The following is a 19727-nucleotide window of genomic DNA, read 5'->3' as shown; positions in this document are numbered from 1 at the left end:
GTTTTCCAATGAGTTTTGTCGTTTCGCGCTTCCGGTTTGCCTTCCTGCTCCTGCTCCTGCTGCTTGCCGGTTGCACGGGTTCGCTGCTTGAACCCAAGAGAATCGAATACAAGTCGGCATCCGGCAGCAGTGTGCCACCGCTCGAAGTGCCCCCCGACCTGACCTCGCCCACCCGTGATGACCGTTATGCTGTTCCGGACACCGCCGGCAAGGGAACGGCCACTTTCTCGGCGTACGCGGCCGAGCGTTCGCCGCAGGCACGGGCTCAGCAGAAGAGTGAAGTCCTGCCGGAGGTGGATCAGGCCCGCATCGAGCGTTCGGGAACCCAACGCTGGCTGGTCGCCACTGGCTCGCCTGACAAGCTTTGGGGAACGGTCAAGGAGTTCTGGCAGGAGACCGGCTTTCTGATCAAGCTGGAGTTGCCAGATGCCGGGGTAATGGAAACCGACTGGGCGGAGAACCGCGCCAAGATCCCGCAGGATTTCATCCGGAACGTTCTTGGCAAGGTCATCGATTCCGTCTATTCGACCGCCGAACGGGACAAGTTTCGCACCCGTCTGGAACCCGGGACCACTCCGGGGACCACCGACATCTTCATCAGCCATCGCGGTATGTACGAGATTTTCGTTTCCGAGGGCAAGGATCAGACCAAGTGGCAACCACGCCCGGCCGACCCGGAACTGGAGGCGGAGATGCTGCGCCGTCTGATGATTCGCCTGGGCAGCGAGGAAAAGCGCGCCACGGCGGCCATCCAGGCAGCACAGGAGAAGCCCCTGGAGCGCGCCAGACTGTCGCGAGGCGCTGACGGTGCCGGGACGCTGGAGGTCGAGGAAACCTTCGATCGCGCCTGGCGTCGAGTGGGCCTGGCGCTGGACCGCGTCGGCTTCACCGTCGAAGACCGGGATCGCTCGCGGGGCCTGTACTTCGTTCGCTATGTCGATCCGGAAACCGACAACGAGAAGAAGGAGGACAGCTTTCTGTCGAAGCTCAACCCCTTCAAGGGGAGCTCTGCCGGCAAGACACAGATCCAGTACCGTATATTCGTCCGCGAGGCGGGGGGCAAGTCGACGGTCCAGGTGCTGTCGCTTGAGGGGGGTGTTGACCAATCGGAGACGTCGAAGAGGATTCTCAACCTGCTTTACGATCAGTTGAAGTGATCCGCTTCGCCTCGTTGGGCAGCGGCAGTCAGGGAAACGCGCTGATTGTCGATGCCGGCGAGACCAGGGTGCTGCTGGATTGTGGTTTCTCGAGCCGTGAGGCAGCAGCGAGGCTGGCCAGACTCGGTATGGCGCCCGATGAGTTGACCGCGATCGTGGTGACGCACGAGCACGGTGATCACGTCGGCGGTGTTTTCGCCTTTGCCCGTCGTCATCGGCTGACGGTCTATCTCACGCACGGCACGCATGCCGCCGCTCCGCGCGGAAGTGCTCCCTTGCCCGAGTGCCGTCTGATCGAAGGACACACGCCTTTTGCGATTGGCAGCCTTCAGGTGCAGCCGTTTCCAGTGCCCCACGACGCCCGCGAACCGGTACAGTTTGCGTTCAGCGACGGCGTGCGCCGGCTTGGCGTGCTCACCGATACCGGCACAATCACGCCGCACATTGTCGATACTCTGCGCGTCTGCGATGGCCTGGTTCTGGAGTGCAACCACGATCACGCGCTGCTCGCGGCGTCGCGCTATCCGGCATCACTCAGACGACGGATCGGTGGGCGCTTTGGCCATCTGGAGAACGAGCAGGCGGCGGCATTGTTGCGACAGATCGACACCGGGCGGCTACAGCATGTCCTTGCCGCACATCTGAGCCAGGAGAACAACCGGCCGGAGCTGGCGGCAAGGGCTCTCGCATCGGCATTGGGCTGCAGCGAGGACTGGATCGGGGTTGCCGACCAGGACGGCGGGTTCGACTGGCGGCAGTTGCGTTGATCCTTCGCCCACAAAAAAAAGCCGGCGCGAGCCGGCTTTTTTTTGTGATTCCTGGAAAAAGATTACTTCTTCATTGCGTCCTTGGCGGCGTCAGCAGCCGTACTGGCAGCCTTCGCGGCATCGGTAGCGGCGCCAGCAGCTTCCTTGGCCTTGTCAGCTGCAGTGGCGGCGGCTTCTGCCGGCTTGGCGGCATCCTTGGCGGCATCGGCAGCCGTGCCAGCGGCCTTCTCGGACGCCTTGGCGGCATCGGTGGCAGCAGCAGCAGCGGCCGGAGCGGCAGCAGCAGCAGCAGCGGCCGGAGCGGCAGCAGGAGCAGCAGCGGCCGGCGCAGCGGCTGGCTTGGCTTCTTCCTTCTTGCCACAGGCGGTAACAGCAAGGGCGATCAGCGCAGCAACGAGGAGGGAGTTCTTCATGATGGGGTTCCTTATCGACAATAAAAATGAGTACAACGAGCCAATAGCTAAATGGTTGACCGGCTGGTACGTCGATCAACTATAAATTTTACCATCAATCCGCCCGAAATTGCCCGATGATCTGGAGAACTCCCCGATCACGTGGACTGATCGCTGCTGGCTCGGCATGCCGCAGGCGTGCAGGATGCGGCGTGCCAGTCGCCGGGGCGGTGATCACTTCCCGGCAAGCGCGCGCTCGGCAGGTGCTACACTGAACTACCGTGCGCGCCTACTTCCTTCTTGCTGCTGCCTACGCCTGCATCGCCCTTGAGGCCACTGCAGCGAGCTATGTTGTCGGTGGCGAGGTGGTCGTCGGCCCGTGGTTCGCTCCCTACGGTACGGTGGTGCCGCCTTGGACCATCTACGATTCGTTCGGTCCTTGCCTTTCCCCCCGCAATTGCTCGGACTACGAACAGATGCGACGTTTTCTCGATCGCTACGAGCGCAACTACGGCGCGCGCTTTGCCCCGGACAAGCCGGCGTTCGCTGCGCCGGTCCAGCCGCGCGACGTTCCGCCCACGCCTGAAGCAGACATCCAGCCGGGCTATCAGGGCGCCAGTCAAATCCGGCCAGAGTTCGAGCGGGTGGGGAAGCCGGTCGACCGGCGCTCCCGGATGGGCAAGTAGACTCTGGCAGAGACCCATCAACGGTTGCCGTGCGGCTGACTGATGAACGGACCGCAAGAATGAGTGAAGCCCCCGGCGAGGCTGGTGCCATGGCCGTTGTATTCGCTGGGTTTGTGGAGACCGGAAAGTGAATCCGCTTCTGCAGGCCGTCGTCGGCTACCTCTTGCTTCTTGGCCTTGCGTGGACGCTCTCGTCCAGACGCCGCGCCATCCCCTGGCGTACGGTCCTTGGCGGGATCGGTCTGCAGTTGGCGCTGGCGCTGCTGATCTTCCGCTTGCCCGGCGCACGCGAGCTCTTTGCCGCAGGTAACGACGCACTGCTGGCGATTGCCGCAGCGACCCGCGAAGGCACCACACTGGTGTTCGGCTTCCTCGGCGGGGCGTCGCTGCCCTACGCAGAAACCGTTCCTGGAAGCAGTTTTGTCCTCGCCTTTCAGGCCCTGCCGGTGGTGCTGGTGATGAGTGCGCTGTCGGCGGTGCTTTATCACTGGCGTGTCTTGCCCTGGCTGGTCAGGGGCTTCTCGGTGTTGCTCGAGAGAACGCTTGGCGTCGGTGGCGCGGTTGGCATGTCAACCGCGGCCAATGTGTTCGTCGGCATGGTGGAAGCGCCCTTGCTGATCCGTCCCTACCTGGCGAGCGTCAGTCGTGGCGAGATGTTCATCATCCTCAGCGGTGGCATGGCTGGCGTCGCAGGCACGGTGATGGCTTTGTACGGCAGCATTCTCGGCCCGGTGGTGCCCGATGCGCTGGGTCACATCCTCGCAGCCTCGTTCATCAGCGCGCCCGCGGCGATCGTATTTGCCGTCATTCTGGTCCCCCCCGAAGGTCAGGCGACCGGGCAGCACCTGCAGCTGCCACCGACCGATCACAGCACCATGGAGGCCATTACCCGTGGAACCGGCGAAGGCGCCACCCTGTTGATCAACATCGCCGCCATGCTGATTGTCCTGGTGGCGATGGTCAGCCTGACGAATCAGGTGCTTGGCCTGTTGCCGACGGTAGACGCTGTCCCCTTGTCCCTGCAGCGCCTGCTGGGCTGGCTGATGGCGCCCTTTGCCTGGATGGCCGGCATTCCCTGGGCCGAATCCGCTGTTGCTGGCTCGCTGCTGGGGACCAAAACAGTCCTCAACGAGTTGATCGCTTACCTCGACATGGCGCGGCTTTCCGAGGACGTGCTGACGCCGCGCAGCAAGGTCATCATGACCTATGCCCTGTGCGGTTTCGCGAATCTCGGAAGTCTCGGCATTCTTCTCGGCGGCATGTGCGCCATCGCGCCGGAACGTCGGCGCGAAATCGTCCAGCTCGGCCCTTGGACGCTGGCTTCAGGCACCCTGGCGACGCTCTCCTGCGGCAGTGTCGTGGCCATGCTACTGTGACGCAAACGTCCGGTATGAACGCTGCCCACAGGTTTTCCTGACTATCCGCCGATAGCGCAAGCCCAGGTCAGCGCCGCTTTTTCCGCCGGGCGAGCAGGGTCGGCTTGATGCCCGCAGGAAGCAAGCAACTGTCAATAAATCTTACGGATGTAGGGCGCCTGGCATTGGCGAGGTGCGCGGGTGACTCCCGGTAAATTCTCTAACAATCTGTAAGATTGAGACTTTTTTCCTGTTCTCCAGGGATTGGCATCAATTATGCTTATTCCGGTCAGGGTAGCCTAATCGTCGTGTGACCCGCCGGGCGCTTGCCTCGTGGTTGTGTCAAGCGCCGTTTCGGTCCCTGCCTCTTTGTCCAATTCCTCAGGAGAACATGAAATGAACTACCAGAAACAATCCCGTCGTGGGACAAGCCTGCTGCCGGTCCTGGCGCTCTTGGGCCTTGGTTGCAGCGCTTCGGCCATGGCCGCCGACGTGACGCTGACCGGGACGATTCGCGATTTCTGTGCGCCGGGCATCGCCAACAGTTGTACGCAATTGTCGGACTTCGAAGGAGCCATCCCTGGCGTGGTCACTGGCATGGTGGCGTCAACCCTCAGCGGAGGCTTGCCGACCGCTGGTGCGAACATCGTCGCCGGTGCCTCTACGGCAGCGAACTTTGCCAAGTGGTACGTCGACACCCCGGGGTTCAATCTCTCGAAGCCGACCTCGCTTCTCCTGACCGAGGGGCCGGCGGGAACCTATACCTACAGCAACAACGCTTTCTTCCCGATCGACGGCCAGCTATACGGCGATCAGGGCCGCTCGCACAACTACCACTTCACCATGCAGCTCGAAGGACAGCTGGCGTTCAGCGATCCTGCCTTGGGACCGAACAAGAGCTTTACCTTTACCGGTGACGATGACCTCTGGGTGTTTGTCGACGGCAAGCTGGTCCTGGACCTTGGCGGCGTTCACGGTGCGGCAACCAAGAGCTTCACTGCGCAAGACTTGAAGAACCTGGGCCTGGTGGCCGGCACCCCTTACGACCTCGACATCTTCTTCGCCGAGCGGCACACCTCGCAGTCGAACTTCGCCATCACGACCACCCTGGATATCACGCCGCCGCCTGAGTTGCCCGAGCCGGGAACCTTGCTGCTTGCATTACCCGCCCTGGCCGCTCTCGTTGCCCGTCGTCGGCGCGTCGCGTAATCTGGCTGCGCAGTCGTCGCGATGTGCTCGCGGGGAGCGGGGAATGCTGTCCTCTTCCGTCAGTTGTGCCGCCGGATCCTGGGTCACGCCGCGCGGGGTGACCCAGGGTCTGTCTACTCCACGACGACAGCCGTGCCGCTCGCCGAAACCATGAGCATGCCGTTCTTCTCGCCGAGAACCTCGTAGTCGAGGTCCACGCCAACCACTGCGTTCGCTCCGAGTTCCTGCGCCCGTTCCTCGAGTTCCTTGAGCGCGATGTCGCGCGCGCGCTGCAGTTCCTTTTCGTAGGTGCCTGACCTGCCACCGACGAGATCGCGAATGCCGGCGAACATGTCCTTGAAGACATTGGCGCCGAGAATCGCCTCGCCGGCGACGAGGCCGTAATAGCGCGTGATGCGCTTGCCTTCGATGTTGGCAGTGGTGGTGATCAGCATGTCTGCTCCTTTGGGGTGGTGATGGGAAGAGTCGCGAAGGCTGCCTGAAAAACGATCCGGGCAAGGGTTCGCGGTAGCTGTTCAGGACTGGCTGCTGACGCCGGCTGACTCGAAGCTGGCCATCTCGTTGAGGAAAGCGGCAGCGGCGCGCACTAGCGGCCAAGCGAGAGCGGCGCCGGTTCCCTCGCCGAGGCGCAAGCCGAGATCGAGCAGCGGTTCGGCATTCAGTGCGCGCAGTTGGGCCAGATGGCCGGGTTCGGCAGAGCGATGGCAGAAGACGCAGTAGTCGCAAATCGCGGGTGCGAGACGGGCGGCGACGAGCAGCGCCGAGGTGACGATGAAGCCATCGATCAGCAGCAGCAGGCCCCGCTCGGCAGCGGCGAGCATGGCGCCGCTCATCATCGCGATTTCGAAGCCGCCGAATTCGGCGAGTACGCTCAAGGCATCTGCATCGGGCGCAAGCGCCGCTCGCCGCGCCGCTTGCGCCAGCAGTGCCTGCTTGCGCGCCAGTCCGGCATCGTCGAGGCCGGTCCCTCGTCCGACGCAGTCCACCAATGGCGTGCCGGTCAGGCAATGGGTCAGCAGCGAGGCGGCGGCGGTATTCCCGATCCCCATCTCGCCAAAGCCGATCACCCGGCAGCCCTGTTCGGCCAGGGCGTGAACGATGGCCGCGCCACGGACCAGGGCGGCGTCGCGCTCGGCGCTGCTCATCGCTGCCTGTTCGAGGTAGCTGCGCGTCCCGAAAGCGATCTTGGCGTCGACGAGACCCTGGCGGGCGCCGAAGTCGTGCGCCACGCCGGCGTCGATCACCTGCAGTTCGAGGCCGTTCAGGCGGGCGAAGACGTTGATTGCCGCGCCACCGGAGAGGAAGTTCTCGACCATCTGCCAGGTCACCTCCTGTGGATAGGCCGAAACGCCGGCGCGGGCGGCACCGTGGTCGCCGGCGAAGACCAGCAGCCGAGGACGGTCGAGGCTTGGCGTCAGCGACTGCTGCACTTGGCCGACCTGCAGTGCCAGGCGTTCAAGCTGGCCGAGCGAACCGGGCGGCTTGGTCTTGCCGTCGATCCGGGCCTGCAGGCCGGGGACGGTAGCAGTTGGCGCGATGGAAAAGTGCATGCGGTGGCCTGTCGGGGACAAAGGCGCCGATTATACCCATCGCCGGCCATGCTAAGCTTCGCGGCATGCGAGAACTCATCATTGGCGGCGCCCGTTCGGGCAAGAGCCTGCTGGCTGAGCGCCGGGCGAGCGAGAGCGGACTGAACGTCGTTTATGTGGCGACCGCACAGGCGCTCGACGCCGAGATGTCAAGACGCATCGAACACCATCAGGCGAGGCGCTGTCGGGAGTGGGGACTGGTCGTCGAGCCGCTCGATCTGGCCGCGGCCTTGCGTCGACATGCAGCGCCCGAGGTCTGTCTGCTGGTTGACTGCCTGACGCTGTGGTTGTCGAATCTTCTGTTTGCCGGCGAAGCGGTCAGCCAGGCCGAAGCCGGGGAGCCGTTGCGCTGCCCGCGGCTGGCCGGTGCGACGCAGGCATTGATCGACCTCCTGCCGCAACTGCCCGGGCGGGTCATCCTGGTCTCGAACGAGGTCGGTTGGGGTATCGTGCCGATGGCGGCGGTCGCGCGGCTGTTTGCCGATGAGCAGGGGCGGCTGAACCAAAGGGTGGCGGCGGTGTGCGAACGGGTGACGCTGGTGGCAGCGGGTCTGCCGCTTACGCTCAAGTAGTGTCGAGGTGCTCGGGGGTGGGCGATGAGTGCTATTCTTGCGGTTGTCTGACAACTTTGCCGAACGAGGATCAGAGAACTATGTACAAGCGAATCATGGTTGCCGTTGATGAGAGCTTCATGACCAGCCAGGTGATGAAGGCAGCGGTCGAACTCGCCAGGAGTACCGGTGCGCAAATGGCGATCTGCCATGCGGTCGACGAGACGATTCTGGCGCAGCGCGAAGTGGCGATGATGCTGCCGAACAGCGTCGGCAAGACCGAGGCCCGCATGCGCCTGGGTGCGCAGGGCCTTCTCGGCCGCCTGGCGGAAACGGCGCGCGCGGCCGGGATCGAGGTCGAAATCAGGCTCGTTGAATCGGAGCAGAAGCATGTCTCGGACATGCTGATCGATGCGGCGACAGAATGGCAGGCCGATCTGCTGATTGTCGGCACGCATGGGCGACGGGGCATCGAGCGTTTCTTTGTCGGCAGCGTCGCCGAGCGCCTGGTCCGCAAGAGCCAGGTTTCGCTGCTGCTGGTGCGCGGCCAAGAGCCGGACGAATGAGCGATCGGCGGTTCCCCAGGTCAGTGCGGTCGCTGGCTGGGTCAGGAGCGCCGGCATTGCTGAAGAAGTGCTGAATCGATCATCAGGCGATCGCGTGCGCAGGCAGCCAGGCGGCCAGTGGGCGCAGATCGAGGTTCGCCTCGACGGCGTCGGCGAGTCGCTCGATATCCTGCTCGCGGCGCAGGCGCGCGTCGAAGGGCTGCGTCGGTCGGTGTCCGGCCCAGGCCAGCAAGGCCGACAGCGCTGACGGTGAATCGAACAGGCCATGGCAGTAGGTGGCGAGAATCTGGCCATCGTCGGACAGCGCGCCGTCCGCCTCGCCGGCGAGGATGGCCGCCGGCTTCAGCAGGGCCGCGCCGCGGGTGACGCCCATGTGGATGCGGTAACCGGAGACCGCCGGCGCTTCCGGCAGCAGCAGTTCACCGCTGACATTCTCCAGTCTTTTTTCGGTCGCCAGCTGCGTTTCATAGTCCAGCCAGCCCAATCCCGGTGTGCTGCCTGCAGGCCCTTCCAGCCCCAGCCGATCGTGCAGCTGGCGGCCGAGCATCTGCAGGCCGCCGCAGATGCCGATCAGCTTGCCACCGTAGCGCAGGTGGCGGCGGATGGCTTCCTCCCAGCCCTGAGCGCGTAGCCAGGCGAGATCGGCTTGCACCGCCTTTGATCCGGGCAGCACGATCAGATCACAGGGCGGTGGCCGGTCGGCTGGGCCGATGAAGCGAAAGTCGACTTCCGGGTGGAAACGCAGCGGGTCGAGATCGTTGTGATTCGAGATTCGCGGGTAGGCCGGCGCGATGACCCGCAGGCTGGTCGTCGCCTTTTCCTCCGCCTTGCGCGGCAGGGCGTCCTCGGCATCCAGATAGAGACCGTGCAGATAGGGCAGCACGCCCAGCACCGGCTTGCCGGTGCGCTCTTCCAGCCAGCGCAGGCCACTCTCGAGGAGAGCGATGTCGCCGCGAAAGCGGTTGATCACGAAGCCCTTGACGCGCGCCTGTTCGGAAGGCGAGAGGAGGTCGAGCGTGCCGCAAAAATGCGCGAAGACCCCGCCACGATCAATGTCGGCGATCAGGATGACCGGGCAATCAACCGCCTCGGCAAAACCCATGTTGGCGATGTCGCGGTCGCGCAGATTGATTTCGGCGGGGCTGCCGGCGCCTTCGACGAGCAGGCATTCGTACTGCGCGCAGAGGCGCTGCCACGATTCGAGCACGGCCTTCATCGCGCGCGGCTTGTAGGCGTGGTAGTCGCAGGCATCGAGGTCGCGCAGCGCCTGGCCGTGAATGATCACCTGCGCCCGTCGGTCGGTTGCCGGTTTCAGCAGTACCGGATTGAAATCGGAGTGCGCCGGCAGCCCGGCGGCGAGCGCCTGCAGTGCCTGCGCGCGGCCGATCTCGCCACCATCGACGGTGACCGCCGAATTGAGCGCCATGTTCTGCGGCTTGAAGGGCGCAACGCGCACGCCGCGGCGGCGCAGGATGCGGCATAGTGCGGTCACCAGGATGCTCTTGCCAGCATCGGAAGTGCAGCCCTGGACCATCAGGCTGGGGGTGGGGGGCTCGTTCATCGTAGAATCCGGATTCATTCAACCCGATTGTCGCATGCCTACTGTGCTTTCTTCACTCCCACTCGCTGCCGAAACGTCGACTGCGCTGATTCTGTCGCTGGCGGCGGTGACCGGTGCCGGCCTTGACCGGCTGCTCGGCGAGCCGCGGTGCTGGCATCCTCTGGTCGGTTTCGGTGTCCTTGCCGAGGCCTGCGAGCGGATACTCAACACCGGTCAGCAGGGTCGCCTGTGCGGTTTGCTGGCCTGGTCGCTGCTCATCCTGCCCTGGCTGGCACTGGCGCTCTGGGCGATCCCACCGGGTCTGCCCGGCGGGATCATCGACGCCATCCTGCTCTATCTGGCGCTGGGTGGGCGCAGCCTGGGCGAGCACGCCCGGCGCGTCGCCGACGATCTGGCACGCGGTGATCTGTTTGCGGCGCGCCAGCACGTCGGCTGGATGGTCTCGCGCCAGACCGAAGACCTCGATGCCGCCGGTGTCGCTGGCGCCTGCATCGAATCGACGCTGGAGAACGGCAACGATGCCATCTTCGGTGCGCTCTTCTGGTTCGCGCTGCTCGGCGGACCGGGCGCGGTTCTATTCCGGCTGGCCAACACGCTCGACGCGATGTGGGGTTACCGCAACCAGCGCTTTGCCGACTTTGGCTGGGCTGCGGCGCGCCTCGACGACCTGCTGAATCTTGTCCCGGCCCGTCTCACCGCGCTGTCCTACGGCCTGTGCGGCAGCACGCGCACGGCGCTGCGCTGTTGGCGGCAGCAGGCGCCGCGCTGGAAGAGCCCGAACGCCGGTCCGGTGATGTCGGCCGGGGCCGGCAGCCTTGGCCTAGCCCTCGGTGGAACCGCGGTTTACCACGGCCGCAGCGAGCTGCGCCCGCTGCTCGGCGAAGGGCGACCGGCGTCTGGCGAGGACATCGGGCGCGCGCTGACGCTCGTTCGCCGCAGCCTGTGGCTGTGGCTCTCGGCATTGCTCTGCTGGGGACTACTCCGTGCCTGACGAACAGCTCGCCGGCTGCGCGCTGCCCAACCCGCAGTTTTCGGCGCACAGTCTGCCCGTCAGGCCGGCTACGCGGCGGTGCCTCAACGCACCGGCGAAGCGGATTCCCTGACATGCATTGCTCGCTCTTCAGGCAACTCCTCGTCGTCTGCTTGCTGGCTGCCGGCCAGCCGGTGCACGCCGATGTCAGCGTCACCGACGATACCGGTGCGACGATCCGCCTCGTGCAACCGGCGAAACGCATCGTTAGCCTGGCGCCGCACCTGACCGAGACGCTGTTCGCTGCCGGCGCCGGCGAGCGCATCATCGGCACCGTCGAGTACAGCGAGTACCCCCCGGCGGCGAGCCGGATCATGCGTGTCGGGGGCTACTCGCGGATCGACCTCGAGCGAGTCACGGCACTGCGGCCAGACCTGATCGTTGCCTGGCAGAGCGGCAACGCCGCTGCTCACCTCGACCGCTTGCGCGGCCTGGGGATTCCGATCTACCTTTCGCAGCCCAATCAGCTCGCCGACGTGGCTGGCGAGATCGAGCGCCTCGGCGTGCTGGCCGGCAGCGCAGCAGTCGCCAGGAGCACCGCCGAAAGGTTTCGCCAGCGCCTGGCCGGCCTGCAGAAGCGCTACGGTAGCCGGCCACCGGTGCGCACTTTTTACCAGATCTGGAAACAGCCACTGATGACCGTCGGCGGCAGGCAGATCATCTCCGACGTCATCCACCTGTGCGGCGGCAACAACGTTTTCGGCCAGTTATCGACGATGGCGCCGACGGTGACGGTCGAAGCGGTCATTGCCGCCAACCCTGAGGCCATCGTCGCCAGCGGCATGGACGAGGCGCGCCCCGAGTGGCTCGATGACTGGCGGCGTTGGAGCTCGATCACTGCCGTCGCCCGCGGCAACCTCTTCTTTGTGCCGCCCGATCTGATCCAGCGCCACACGCCGCGGCTGCTCGAAGGCGCCGAGCGCCTCTGCCAGCACCTCGAAACGGCGCGTAGCCGCCGGCCCGCAGAATGACCCCGGGTTGACCACGCTCTACGATGTACTATGGGGAAAAACTTAACGCGTGGACGCATCTGGTGGGGGCCGTTCTCGCCGTCGCCGGCTCGATCGTCCTGGTGGTGCTCGCGGCGCAGGGTGGCGACCCGTGGAAGATCATCAGCGTCTCGATCTACGGTACCACGCTGGTGTTGCTTTACAGCTTTTCCGCCCTGTACCACAGCTTTCGCGGGCGCGCCAAGGACATCCTGCGCAAGCTTGACCACCAGAGCATCTACCTGCTGATTGCCGGCAGCTACACGCCGTTTTGCCTGGTCACTTTGCGCGGTCCCTGGGGCTGGTCCCTGTTGGCGGTAGTGTGGGGGCTGGCCCTGGTCGGCGGCCTGCAGGAGTTGTGGCTGAAGAGCGAGGCGCGAGTCCTGTCGGTGGTCATTTACGTCGTGATGGGCTGGGCGGTGGTGGTGGCCATGGTTCCGCTGCTGCAGGCACTGGGCACGGCAGGGTTCGCCTGGCTCGCCGTTGGCGGCGTGTTCTACACGACCGGGATCATCTTCTTTGTTCTTGACACCCGGCTCAGACACGCGCATGGTGTGTGGCACCTGTTCGTGCTGGCCGGTAGTGCTGCCCACTACTTCGCGATCCTGTTCCACGTCCTTTGACGCGCTGCCCTTCGGGCCGCAGCCGTCTCGGCCGGTTGCGGGAGACATCGCGCTGATCTGCGCCAGGGCTGCTACTATCCGACGGACCGGGCGAAATGCCGGATCCGATGCGAGCGGCGCAATACTTGACAGTGGAGATTGAGTTGGACGGCCAGTGGTTAGTCGAGTCCAAGATCGAGTTGGACAGTCCGTGGTTCTTCGAGTCCATTGCCGCGGATGGGTCTCATGTCACCTACAACATCACCCACCTGCCGTTCCGCGTCGGGCGCGACAAAAGCAACGATCTGACGGTGGCCTCGTCCGACCTCAGCCGGCACCACGCCGTGCTCACGGCCGACATCAGCGGCCGCATCCGTCTGACCGACCTGAACAGCACCAACGGCAGCTCGGTAAACCGCGAGCGCGTCGAAGGCTCGTGCCTGCTCAACGAGAACGACATCGTGCATTTTGGCCCCGTCGAGTTTCGCGTGGGTATCCGCCGAGTGGAGCTTGCCCGCGTCGACGAGGCGCGCACCATGCTGGCTCCCCAGGGTCTGGCTCTCTCGGAGCTTTTCGTGCCGAACGAGTCCCAGTTCTACGAACTGCTTGCCGGCCAGGGAATGTCCGGCGCAGCTCAGCCCATCGTCGAGGCAGCCGGTGGCCGGATCGTCGCCTACGAATTGCTCGGCAGGGCCAGTCACCCCGGGCTGCCCGGTTCCCCGGCTCGCCTTTTTCAGATGGCCAGAGCCCTGGGGCGCGAAGAGGAGCTCAGCGAGGCTTTCCGCAACTTCAGCATCGACGCGCTGGCGCCTCGCCTGGAAGGCTTCACGCTGTTCGCCAACACGCATCCGAACGAAACGTTCAGTGAGGCATTCCTTGCCTCGCTCGCCGATCTGCGGCGACGGATGCCGGGACTGGATCTGGTGATCGAGATCCACGAAACCGCGGTGACCGAGAGCAGACGCCTCGTCGAGTTTGCTGCGCGGTTGCGCGACATCGGCGTGCGCTTCGCCTACGACGATTTCGGTGCCGGGCAGGCACGCTTGAGTGAACTCGGCGAGGCGCCGGCCCATTTCGTCAAGTTCGACATGGGCCTGGTGCACGACCTTCACCTGGCTAGCGAACGCAAGCGCCACGTCGTCCGCGACCTGGTCAAGCTGGTCCTGGAGCTTGGCTCGGTGCCGCTGGCCGAAGGGATCGAAAAGGAAGCCGAAGCGCAGATTTGCCGCGAGATGGGCTTCCAGCTCATCCAGGGCTTCCTGACCGGCAAGCCACTGCCACTAGATCAGCTCCCGGCATAGCCTAGCCGGGACCTGGGCCGCCTCATCTGGCCCGCTCCGGCCGCAGAGAAGTCCCTGCCGCCGGGAGGCGTCTGGAATTGGCCGCAAAAACCCGCCAGCGATCAATCGGCCAGCCGGGTGATCTTGTTGCCCTGCAGGCCAATGCCGGCCATCAGGCCCTTCTGGCTGAAGATGAAGGCGTAGATGTCGTCCTTGGCGGTCGTCGTGGTCAGCGACTTGCCCATGCCCTGGTCCACCACTACCACGCTGGGACCAACACCGACTTCGAAGCCATCATTCTGATTCAGAGCATTCAATGACTTCTCATTCATGAAGAACATGGCATAACCGAATTGCTGGGCACCGGCCTGCAGTCCGTACGAAGCGCCGGCGGTGTTGTAGTAGCCGGCGGCCTGACCGCCCCTGAAGAGCACGCCGTCTCCGTACTGGCCGCCGACGACGAGACCGGCCTTGGTGATCTTTGGAAACACGAGGACGGCGACCGCATCCCTGGACAAGGCTTTTGCCCCACTGACGCGGGTGATCAGCTTCTGATAGGCACTGTGCGCATCCCGTTCGAGCGCTGCACGGTCCGCCGCGATGGCGTTTGCCGAGCCCACCAGGGCTGCGATGACGGCAAGCAGGAACAGCCGGGATGCTTGAGCAACTTGCGAAAAGACGGTCTTGTGCATGTGGTCACCTGTGAATGGTTGTTATCAGGGAAGGGTCAAGCTGCTTGGACAAGCAAGCCATGATAAGCCAAAACCTGCCGGGTCGGGAGCCACCCCGCCCGGTCACGGGATGCCCGTTTTAGGTAGGGCTATTTGCCGGTTCCGACGACACAGGCGACGCTATAATGATGCGCGGCACGTGCGACGAGCGATCCGTGGCCGGTCAAGAACCATCACCATCATCCCAGTGAGCAGATCATGAGATCAGAAACCCTCCAGAATCGTTGCTTCGCCGAAATCAGCATCGGCGACAGCGCAAGCATCACCCATACCCTGACCTTGCGTGACGTGCAGCTCTTCGCGGCTGTTTCGGGCGACATCAGTCCGACCCAGCTCGACAGCGAACTTGACAGACAGCTTGGTCCGTCCGACCTCGGCGCACAGAGCATGTGGCTCGGCGCCCAGGTTTCAGGACTGCTCGGCAACCAGCTTCCCGGTCCGGGAACGGTACACTCGGGGCAGGATCTGGAGTTCCTGGCACCGGTGCCGATCGGCGACAAGGTCACGATCTCGATCACCGCCACCGCCAAGGATGTGGCAAGCCACCGGGTCACTTTCGACTGCCGCGGCGTCAATGCCCGCGGCGAGACGATCATGACCGGCACGGCACGAGTCATCGCGCCACAGGTCAAGATCACGATGGAACGGCCGGAGGCAGCCAAGGTGGCGATCCAGAGTCACGACAACTTCGCCCGCTTCGTCGAACGCTGCCAGCAACTGCCGCCGGTGCCGGTAGCGGTGGCGCATCCCTGCGACGAGTCGTCGCTTGGCGCTGCACTGCAGGCGAGGCGCGAAGGGCTGATCGAGCCGATCCTGGTCGGACCGCTGGCCAGGCTGCAGTCAGTCGCCGAACAGGCTGGCCTCGACCTCGCCGGCGTACAGATCGAGGACGTGCCGCACAGTCATGCCGCCGCTTTCCGGGCCGTCGAACTGGTTCGCCTGGGCAAGGCGACGGCGTTGATGAAGGGCAGCCTGCACACCGACGAACTGATGGCCGAAGTCGTCAGCCGTGACACCGGGCTGCGCACCGAGCGGCGGATCACGCACGCCTTCCTGATGGACGTGCCGACCTATCACAAGCCGCTGATCGTGACCGACGCCGCGATCAACATCGCCCCCGACCTCGACACCAAGCGCGACATCTGCCAGAACGCGATCGATCTGGCACACGTGCTGGGCATCGAACGACCGAAAGTGGCGATCATCTGCGCCGTCGAGTCGATCAATTCGCGCATGGTCTGCACCACCGACGCCGCCTCGCTGTGCAAGATGGCAGACCGTGGCCAGATCACCGGCGCGATCCTCGATGGCCCGCTGGCCCTCGACAACGCGATCAGCAAGGAGGCGGCACGCATCAAGAAGATCGACTCGGCGGTCGCCGGTGATCCGGATATCGTCGTTGTTCCCGACCTCGCCGCTGGCAACATCCTTGCCAAGCAACTGACTTTCATGAGCAATGCCGATGGCGCCGGCGTTGTCCTCGGTGCGCGGGTGCCGATCATCCTCACCAGCCGCGCCGACAACCGGCGCACCAAGCTCGCCTCGTGTGCGGTCGCCGTCCTGATGGCCACCGCCGCGGCGGCCCAATCCCCGATCAAGGCAGGGGCGTGAAATGGAAAAGCTGATTCTGGTCCTCAATGCCGGCTCGTCGAGCCTCAAGTTCTCGCTGTTTGCAGTGCCTGCGGCGGGGGAGATGCGCGCCGTCGCGGTCGGCCAGATCGAGGGGCTCGGTACCGCGCCGCGTCTCAAGGTCAAGGATGGTGCCGGCGAGCGGATTGCCGACGAGCAGTGGGATAAGAGCGAGGTCAGCGGCCATGCGCAGGCACTGCAGCGGATCGCAGGACTGTTGCGCTCGCGTTTCCAGGGCAGCGTGCTGGCTGGTGTCGGTCACCGCGTCGTGCATGGCGGCCCGGACTATGCTGCCCCCCTGCTGGTGACGCCGGAGGCGATGCTCCGCCTCGAGGACTTCATACCCCTGGCGCCACTGCATCAGCCGCACAACCTGGCGGCAATCCGTGCGGTGCAGGAGGTGCAACCGGAGCTGCCGCAGGTCGCCTGTTTCGATACCGCCTTCCATCAGACGCAGGAGCGGGTCGCGCAGTTCTACGGTCTGCCTTACGAATATTTCGAGCGGGGCGTGCGCCGCTACGGCTTCCACGGACTCTCGTACGAGTACATCGCCGCCGCCCTGCCAGGTGTCGCGCCAGCCGTGGCGGGCGGGCGGGTGGTCGTCGCCCACCTCGGTAGCGGCGCCAGCATGTGCGCGATGCATGCGGGTCGCAGCGTCGGCAGCTCGATGGGCTTTACCGCGCTCGACGGCCTGCTGATGGGGACCCGCCCGGGCAACATGGATCCTGGCATCGTCCTCTACCTGCTGCAGCAGGAGGGTCTGAGCGCCGAAGCAGATCGAGGATCTGCTCTACAAGCGCTCCGGCCTGCTCGGCCTGTCCGGCATCGGCAACGACATGCGGGTGCTGCTGGCCAGCGAGGAACCACGCGCCCGGCTGGCGATCGACCACTTCGTGTACCGCATCAGCCGTGAACTCGGCGCGCTCGCCGCCGTGCTCGGCGGCCTTGATGCGCTGGTATTCACCGCCGGGATTGGCGAAAACAGCGCGCGTATCCGGCAACTCGTTTGCGAGAAGGCGCGCTGGCTCGGCATCGAGATCGACGAGGTGGCCAACGAACTGGCCGGCCCGCGCATCAGCAGCGCCGGCAGCCGGACCTCGGCGTGGGTGGTGCCGACCAACGAAGAGCTGATGATCGCCCGCCATACCCGCCAGCTGCTGGCCCTGTAAGTTCCGCGCCTGGCGGGAAGTCGCTTCAGCCGACGACGTGGTAGCCGCCGTCGATGTGCATCGTCTGGCCGGTGATGAGCTTCGCGTAGTCGGAAGCGAGGAAGGCGGTCGCCATGCCGACATCCTCGATGGTGGCCAGCATGTGGCTCGGGGCGCGCTTCGCGGCGATGTCCATCAACTCGTCGAAGCGATCGATGCCGCTGGCGGCGCGGGTCCTGATCGGGCCAGGCGAGATCGGGTGCACCCGAATCCCTTTCGCTCCCAGTTCGGCGGCGAGGTAACGTGCCGACGCCTCGAGTGCGGCCTTGACCGGGCCCATGAGGTTGTAGCGATCGACCACCTTCTCGGCGCCGTAGTAGCTCATGGTGAACAACGAGCCGCCATCCTTCATCAGTGGCTCGGCAAGTTTGGCCATGCGGATGAACGAGTGGCAAGAGACGTCCATGGCCATCAGGAAGCCGTCGCGCGAACAGTCGGTGACGCGGCCGTGCAGATCGTCGCGTGGCGCGAAGGCGATCGAGTGCAGGGCGATGTCGAGGTGGCCCCAGGTTTTCTCGATCGCTGCGAAAACCGCTTCGAGCTGTCCGGGGATGCGTACGTCGCAGGGGAGATACAGCGCCGGGTCGACGCCCAGGTGGTCGGCGAGTGCCTGGGTGTACGGCTTGCTCTTTTCGTTGAGGTAGGTCATCGCGACGCTCGCGCCGAGCGCGCGGAACGCGAGCGCGCAGCCGTAGGCGATGGACTGGCTGTTGGCGATTCCAATCACCAGCGCCTTCTTGCCGTCGAGCGCGCCGGCCGGACCTTTCACCTTCTCCGCGAGGTCGCGAAAGAAGGCCTCGGTTGGGCTGAGTTGTCTTGTGTCGAGTGCGGTCATGTGTTGCTTCCCTCATCAGGTGGTCGGATTCAGTTGATCGGATCGGGCGGTGGCTGCCGGACGATGCGTCACGGCCGATCGTTGCGTTTGCGCATCGCAACCCTGCCTGAAGGCTGTCCTGGCGTGCCACCCGTTTGCTCTTCCTCGGCCAGGAAACGCTCGTTCGCCGTCCAAGCATTGTACAGCAGGCGCCCAGAGCCCAGCTTGTCGGCCAGCCGCGAGCGTCGCACCCCTTCGAGCACGCCCGGGTTGAGCCCGACCAGCCACAGCGCCGGCGTCGGTTCGCTGGCGCGGTTCTCCCACTCCAAGAGCAGTTGCCGTGCCGACAACCCGATATCGGTATCCTCACCTTGCAGGCGCCTGGACTCGCGGGTAGAGTGAGAACTACGTTGCGAGGGCGGCCCGTGTCCATTTCGCCAGGATCAATTCGTATCGAGTTTGCGGAGATCTCCAGGATGAAGATTGCCATTGTTGGCGGGGCTCGAGGCTAGATCCACGATTCGCAGAAGCCGAAGGAACAGCCTACGAGAAAGGCGTTCAGGCAGGTCAGTCGCAGCGGAAGAAGCAGTCGCGCCGGTGCGGTGGCGATTGATCTGCTGAACGATAAGGTGCTCGGCAAGCGACATGATCGGCTGCGCGTCGTTCTCCCACAGGACTGGCCGCCGGCGGTGAGTGGCTTTACCATGAGGTGGCCAGTACCTTCCATTGGAGGAAGAGGAAATGGGTATTCTCGACTGGTTCAAGAACCGCGCTGGTCAATTCGACCCTGATCGCGCCTCTGACGAATTGGTTCGCTGGGCGGTCGAAAAGGCGATCACGCTGACCAATCCAAGGCTCAAGCTGCTTTCAAACTGCCACAAACGCCTGACACCTGCGGTCGAGACCACGATCGCCTTCCTGCGCGCGCAGGTCCAGGCACTGCCGCCCGTGCGACCGGTCTCGTCGACAGTCTGGTCTTCCGACCCGGCCTTGCGGGCATTTTTCGTCGCACCGTCGGATATCCCCACGGTCCTTGGCCGCTCGGACAATCTGCGCACGCTGTTCGACAGGTTCCCGGAAATTGACGAGGCTTACCTGGTCCTGGGCATGGCGTTCAACGAGCAGCGTGTTTTCGGCATGGCGCTGCACGGGAACATGGTACAGCGCGATGTGGCCCAGACGAGTGTCAGTTTCTCGGACCACAAAGCGCGCATTTGCGACCGCGATCAGGTGCTGTTGCGCCGTGTCATTGGTGTCGAGGTTTTCGAATATCTGGTCGCCCACGCCTTGGCCGAGATGGGCGCCGAGCGTGTGGAACGGCAGGAACTGGAGGGGAATCGTTCGCTGATTCGGGCGCGTCTGCGCTTGCTGCAACAACACGGACCAGGCCTTGGGTCAATGTTCGGCGAGGCCCCGGCGGCGCCAAGCGAACAGGCCAGACTGGAGGCTGCGCTGCTGGAAAACGAGCGACAGCTGGAAGCGATCGGGGGTGGTGAGTCGGTGCTGGAGGCGGAACTCGAATGTCTGCAGGAGATCCTCGCGAACCCGCACCGTTATCTGCGCATCGAGCCGAGGCAATTGCGGCTCAGCCCGATGAACCTTGTGCTTGACG

At 64.6% G+C, this 19727-nt stretch carries 20 protein-coding genes and 1 pseudogene; 14 read left to right on the top strand and 7 right to left on the bottom strand.

The genetic code is table 11. The annotated features are described in order from the left end of the window. The first annotated feature begins 8 nt into the window (after positions 1 to 8). Together bamC and V5B44_RS25310 are read left to right on the top strand one after the other, a co-directional pair. On the top strand, positions 9 to 1157 hold the full coding sequence (gene bamC, locus V5B44_RS25315) for an outer membrane protein assembly factor BamC (RefSeq protein WP_332360311.1): 1149 nt from the start codon (positions 9 to 11) through the stop codon (positions 1155 to 1157). Continuing rightward, entirely contained in the window at positions 1157 to 1924 is a 768-nt protein-coding gene (locus V5B44_RS25310; protein WP_332360436.1) for an MBL fold metallo-hydrolase, read from the top strand. Before bamC ends, V5B44_RS25310 begins: the two co-directional genes overlap by 1 nt. Positions 1925 to 1986: 62 nt before the next feature. Here the strand turns inward: V5B44_RS25310 and V5B44_RS25305 are convergent, their stop codons facing one another. Continuing rightward, entirely contained in the window at positions 1987 to 2337 is a 351-nt protein-coding gene (locus tag V5B44_RS25305; protein WP_434735530.1) for a hypothetical protein, read from the bottom strand. Positions 2338 to 2597: 260 nt separating this feature from the next. On the opposite strand from V5B44_RS25305, the gene V5B44_RS25300 reads away from it, so the two are divergent. The 3 genes from V5B44_RS25300 (at position 2598) to V5B44_RS25290 (ending at position 5565) form a co-directional block, all read left to right on the top strand. Continuing rightward, entirely contained in the window at positions 2598 to 3002 is a 405-nt protein-coding gene (locus V5B44_RS25300) for a hypothetical protein (protein WP_332362029.1), read from the top strand. Positions 3003 to 3129: 127 nt separating this feature from the next. After that, positions 3130 to 4377 carry a NupC/NupG family nucleoside CNT transporter gene (locus V5B44_RS25295; protein ID WP_332362027.1) on the top strand — a complete coding sequence of 416 codons (1248 nt, stop codon included), beginning with the start codon at positions 3130 to 3132 and terminating at the stop codon, positions 4375 to 4377. Between the two features lie 375 nt (positions 4378 to 4752). After that, positions 4753 to 5565, top strand: a complete 813-nt coding sequence (locus V5B44_RS25290; RefSeq protein ID WP_332360308.1) for a fibro-slime domain-containing protein — start codon at positions 4753 to 4755, stop codon at positions 5563 to 5565. Between the two features lie 113 nt (positions 5566 to 5678). Here the strand turns inward: V5B44_RS25290 and V5B44_RS25285 are convergent, their stop codons facing one another. Then, entirely contained in the window at positions 5679 to 5999 is a 321-nt protein-coding gene (locus V5B44_RS25285; protein ID WP_332360307.1) for a heavy metal-binding domain-containing protein, read from the bottom strand. Between the two features lie 81 nt (positions 6000 to 6080). Further along, positions 6081 to 7115 carry a nicotinate-nucleotide--dimethylbenzimidazole phosphoribosyltransferase gene (gene cobT, locus V5B44_RS25280; protein WP_332362025.1) on the bottom strand — a complete coding sequence of 345 codons (1035 nt, stop codon included), beginning with the start codon at positions 7113 to 7115 and terminating at the stop codon, positions 6081 to 6083. A gap of 65 nt (positions 7116 to 7180) precedes the next feature. On the opposite strand from cobT, the gene cobU reads away from it, so the two are divergent. Together cobU and V5B44_RS25270 are read left to right on the top strand one after the other, a co-directional pair. Further along, entirely contained in the window at positions 7181 to 7726 is a 546-nt protein-coding gene (gene cobU, locus V5B44_RS25275) for a bifunctional adenosylcobinamide kinase/adenosylcobinamide-phosphate guanylyltransferase (protein ID WP_332362023.1), read from the top strand. 80 nt (positions 7727 to 7806) lie between these two features. Continuing rightward, complete coding sequence (locus V5B44_RS25270; protein WP_332362021.1) at positions 7807 to 8271, top strand: universal stress protein; 465 nt, start codon at positions 7807 to 7809, stop codon at positions 8269 to 8271. A gap of 82 nt (positions 8272 to 8353) precedes the next feature. Here V5B44_RS25270 and V5B44_RS25265 read toward each other — a convergent pair whose 3' ends face one another. Continuing rightward, positions 8354 to 9832, bottom strand: a complete 1479-nt coding sequence (locus V5B44_RS25265; RefSeq protein ID WP_332362019.1) for a cobyric acid synthase — start codon at positions 9830 to 9832, stop codon at positions 8354 to 8356. Between the two features lie 34 nt (positions 9833 to 9866). Between V5B44_RS25265 and cbiB the strand changes: the two genes are divergently transcribed. The 4 genes from cbiB to V5B44_RS25245 all read left to right on the top strand — a co-directional run bounded on the left by cbiB (position 9867) and on the right by V5B44_RS25245 (position 13754). Then, positions 9867 to 10823 (top strand): adenosylcobinamide-phosphate synthase CbiB, encoded by a 957-nt coding sequence (gene cbiB / locus V5B44_RS25260; protein ID WP_332362016.1) that lies wholly within the window; start codon positions 9867 to 9869, stop codon positions 10821 to 10823. A 113-nt stretch (positions 10824 to 10936) separates the two neighbouring features. Next, the gene (locus V5B44_RS25255; protein ID WP_332362014.1) at positions 10937 to 11833 is read left to right on the top strand and encodes a cobalamin-binding protein; all 897 of its coding nucleotides are present in this window, start codon (positions 10937 to 10939) and stop codon (positions 11831 to 11833) included. Between the two features lie 23 nt (positions 11834 to 11856). Next, on the top strand, positions 11857 to 12474 hold the full coding sequence (gene trhA / locus V5B44_RS25250; RefSeq protein ID WP_332362012.1) for a PAQR family membrane homeostasis protein TrhA: 618 nt from the start codon (positions 11857 to 11859) through the stop codon (positions 12472 to 12474). A 143-nt stretch (positions 12475 to 12617) separates the two neighbouring features. Beyond that, on the top strand, positions 12618 to 13754 hold the full coding sequence (locus tag V5B44_RS25245; RefSeq protein ID WP_332362010.1) for an EAL domain-containing protein: 1137 nt from the start codon (positions 12618 to 12620) through the stop codon (positions 13752 to 13754). A 101-nt stretch (positions 13755 to 13855) separates the two neighbouring features. On the opposite strand, the gene V5B44_RS25240 is transcribed toward V5B44_RS25245, so the two are convergent. After that, positions 13856 to 14425 (bottom strand): lipid-binding SYLF domain-containing protein, encoded by a 570-nt coding sequence (locus V5B44_RS25240; protein ID WP_332362008.1) that lies wholly within the window; start codon positions 14423 to 14425, stop codon positions 13856 to 13858. Positions 14426 to 14662: 237 nt separating this feature from the next. On the opposite strand from V5B44_RS25240, the gene V5B44_RS25235 reads away from it, so the two are divergent. Continuing rightward, complete coding sequence (locus V5B44_RS25235) at positions 14663 to 16075, top strand: bifunctional enoyl-CoA hydratase/phosphate acetyltransferase (RefSeq protein WP_332344952.1); 1413 nt, start codon at positions 14663 to 14665, stop codon at positions 16073 to 16075. Between the two features lies 1 nt (position 16076). Beyond that, positions 16077 to 17262, top strand: a pseudogene (locus tag V5B44_RS25230) (acetate/propionate family kinase). Positions 17263 to 17287: 25 nt separating this feature from the next. Here the strand turns inward: V5B44_RS25230 and fabI are convergent. Continuing rightward, positions 17288 to 18136: an enoyl-ACP reductase FabI gene (gene fabI / locus V5B44_RS25225; RefSeq protein WP_332360295.1), complete on the bottom strand. Its 849-nt coding sequence runs from the start codon at positions 18134 to 18136 to the stop codon at positions 17288 to 17290. A gap of 68 nt (positions 18137 to 18204) precedes the next feature. Beyond that, on the bottom strand, positions 18205 to 18465 hold the full coding sequence (locus tag V5B44_RS25220) for a hypothetical protein (protein WP_332360294.1): 261 nt from the start codon (positions 18463 to 18465) through the stop codon (positions 18205 to 18207). A gap of 391 nt (positions 18466 to 18856) precedes the next feature. Between V5B44_RS25220 and V5B44_RS25215 the strand changes: the two genes are divergently transcribed. After that, a partial coding sequence (locus V5B44_RS25215) for a hypothetical protein (RefSeq protein WP_332362006.1) occupies positions 18857 to 19727 on the top strand: 871 nt, incomplete at its 3' end.

Source organism: Candidatus Accumulibacter necessarius (genome assembly GCF_036625085.1).
The sequence above is the reverse complement of the archived record's forward strand: the minus strand, read 5'-3'. Positions and strand labels throughout refer to the sequence as shown.

Bases quoted from the DNA above. Each gene is read 5' to 3' on its own strand.
- bamC (WP_332360311.1), top strand. From the start codon at position 9: ATGAGTTTTGTCGTTTCGCGCTTCCGGTTTGCCTTCCTGCTCCTGCTC.
- V5B44_RS25305 (WP_434735530.1), bottom strand. From the start codon at position 2,337: ATGAAGAACTCCCTCCTCGTTGCTGCGCTGATCGCCCTTGCTGTTACC.
- V5B44_RS25290 (WP_332360308.1), top strand. From the start codon at position 4,753: ATGAACTACCAGAAACAATCCCGTCGTGGGACAAGCCTGCTGCCGGTC.
- V5B44_RS25285 (WP_332360307.1), bottom strand. From the start codon at position 5,999: ATGCTGATCACCACCACTGCCAACATCGAAGGCAAGCGCATCACGCGC.
- cobT (WP_332362025.1), bottom strand. From the start codon at position 7,115: ATGCACTTTTCCATCGCGCCAACTGCTACCGTCCCCGGCCTGCAGGCC.
- cobU (WP_332362023.1), top strand. From the start codon at position 7,181: ATGCGAGAACTCATCATTGGCGGCGCCCGTTCGGGCAAGAGCCTGCTG.
- V5B44_RS25270 (WP_332362021.1), top strand. From the start codon at position 7,807: ATGTACAAGCGAATCATGGTTGCCGTTGATGAGAGCTTCATGACCAGC.
- V5B44_RS25265 (WP_332362019.1), bottom strand. From the start codon at position 9,832: ATGAACGAGCCCCCCACCCCCAGCCTGATGGTCCAGGGCTGCACTTCC.
- cbiB (WP_332362016.1), top strand. From the start codon at position 9,867: ATGCCTACTGTGCTTTCTTCACTCCCACTCGCTGCCGAAACGTCGACT.
- V5B44_RS25255 (WP_332362014.1), top strand. From the start codon at position 10,937: ATGCATTGCTCGCTCTTCAGGCAACTCCTCGTCGTCTGCTTGCTGGCT.
- trhA (WP_332362012.1), top strand. From the start codon at position 11,857: ATGTACTATGGGGAAAAACTTAACGCGTGGACGCATCTGGTGGGGGCC.
- V5B44_RS25240 (WP_332362008.1), bottom strand. From the start codon at position 14,425: ATGCACAAGACCGTCTTTTCGCAAGTTGCTCAAGCATCCCGGCTGTTC.
- V5B44_RS25235 (WP_332344952.1), top strand. From the start codon at position 14,663: ATGAGATCAGAAACCCTCCAGAATCGTTGCTTCGCCGAAATCAGCATC.
- fabI (WP_332360295.1), bottom strand. From the start codon at position 18,136: ATGACCGCACTCGACACAAGACAACTCAGCCCAACCGAGGCCTTCTTT.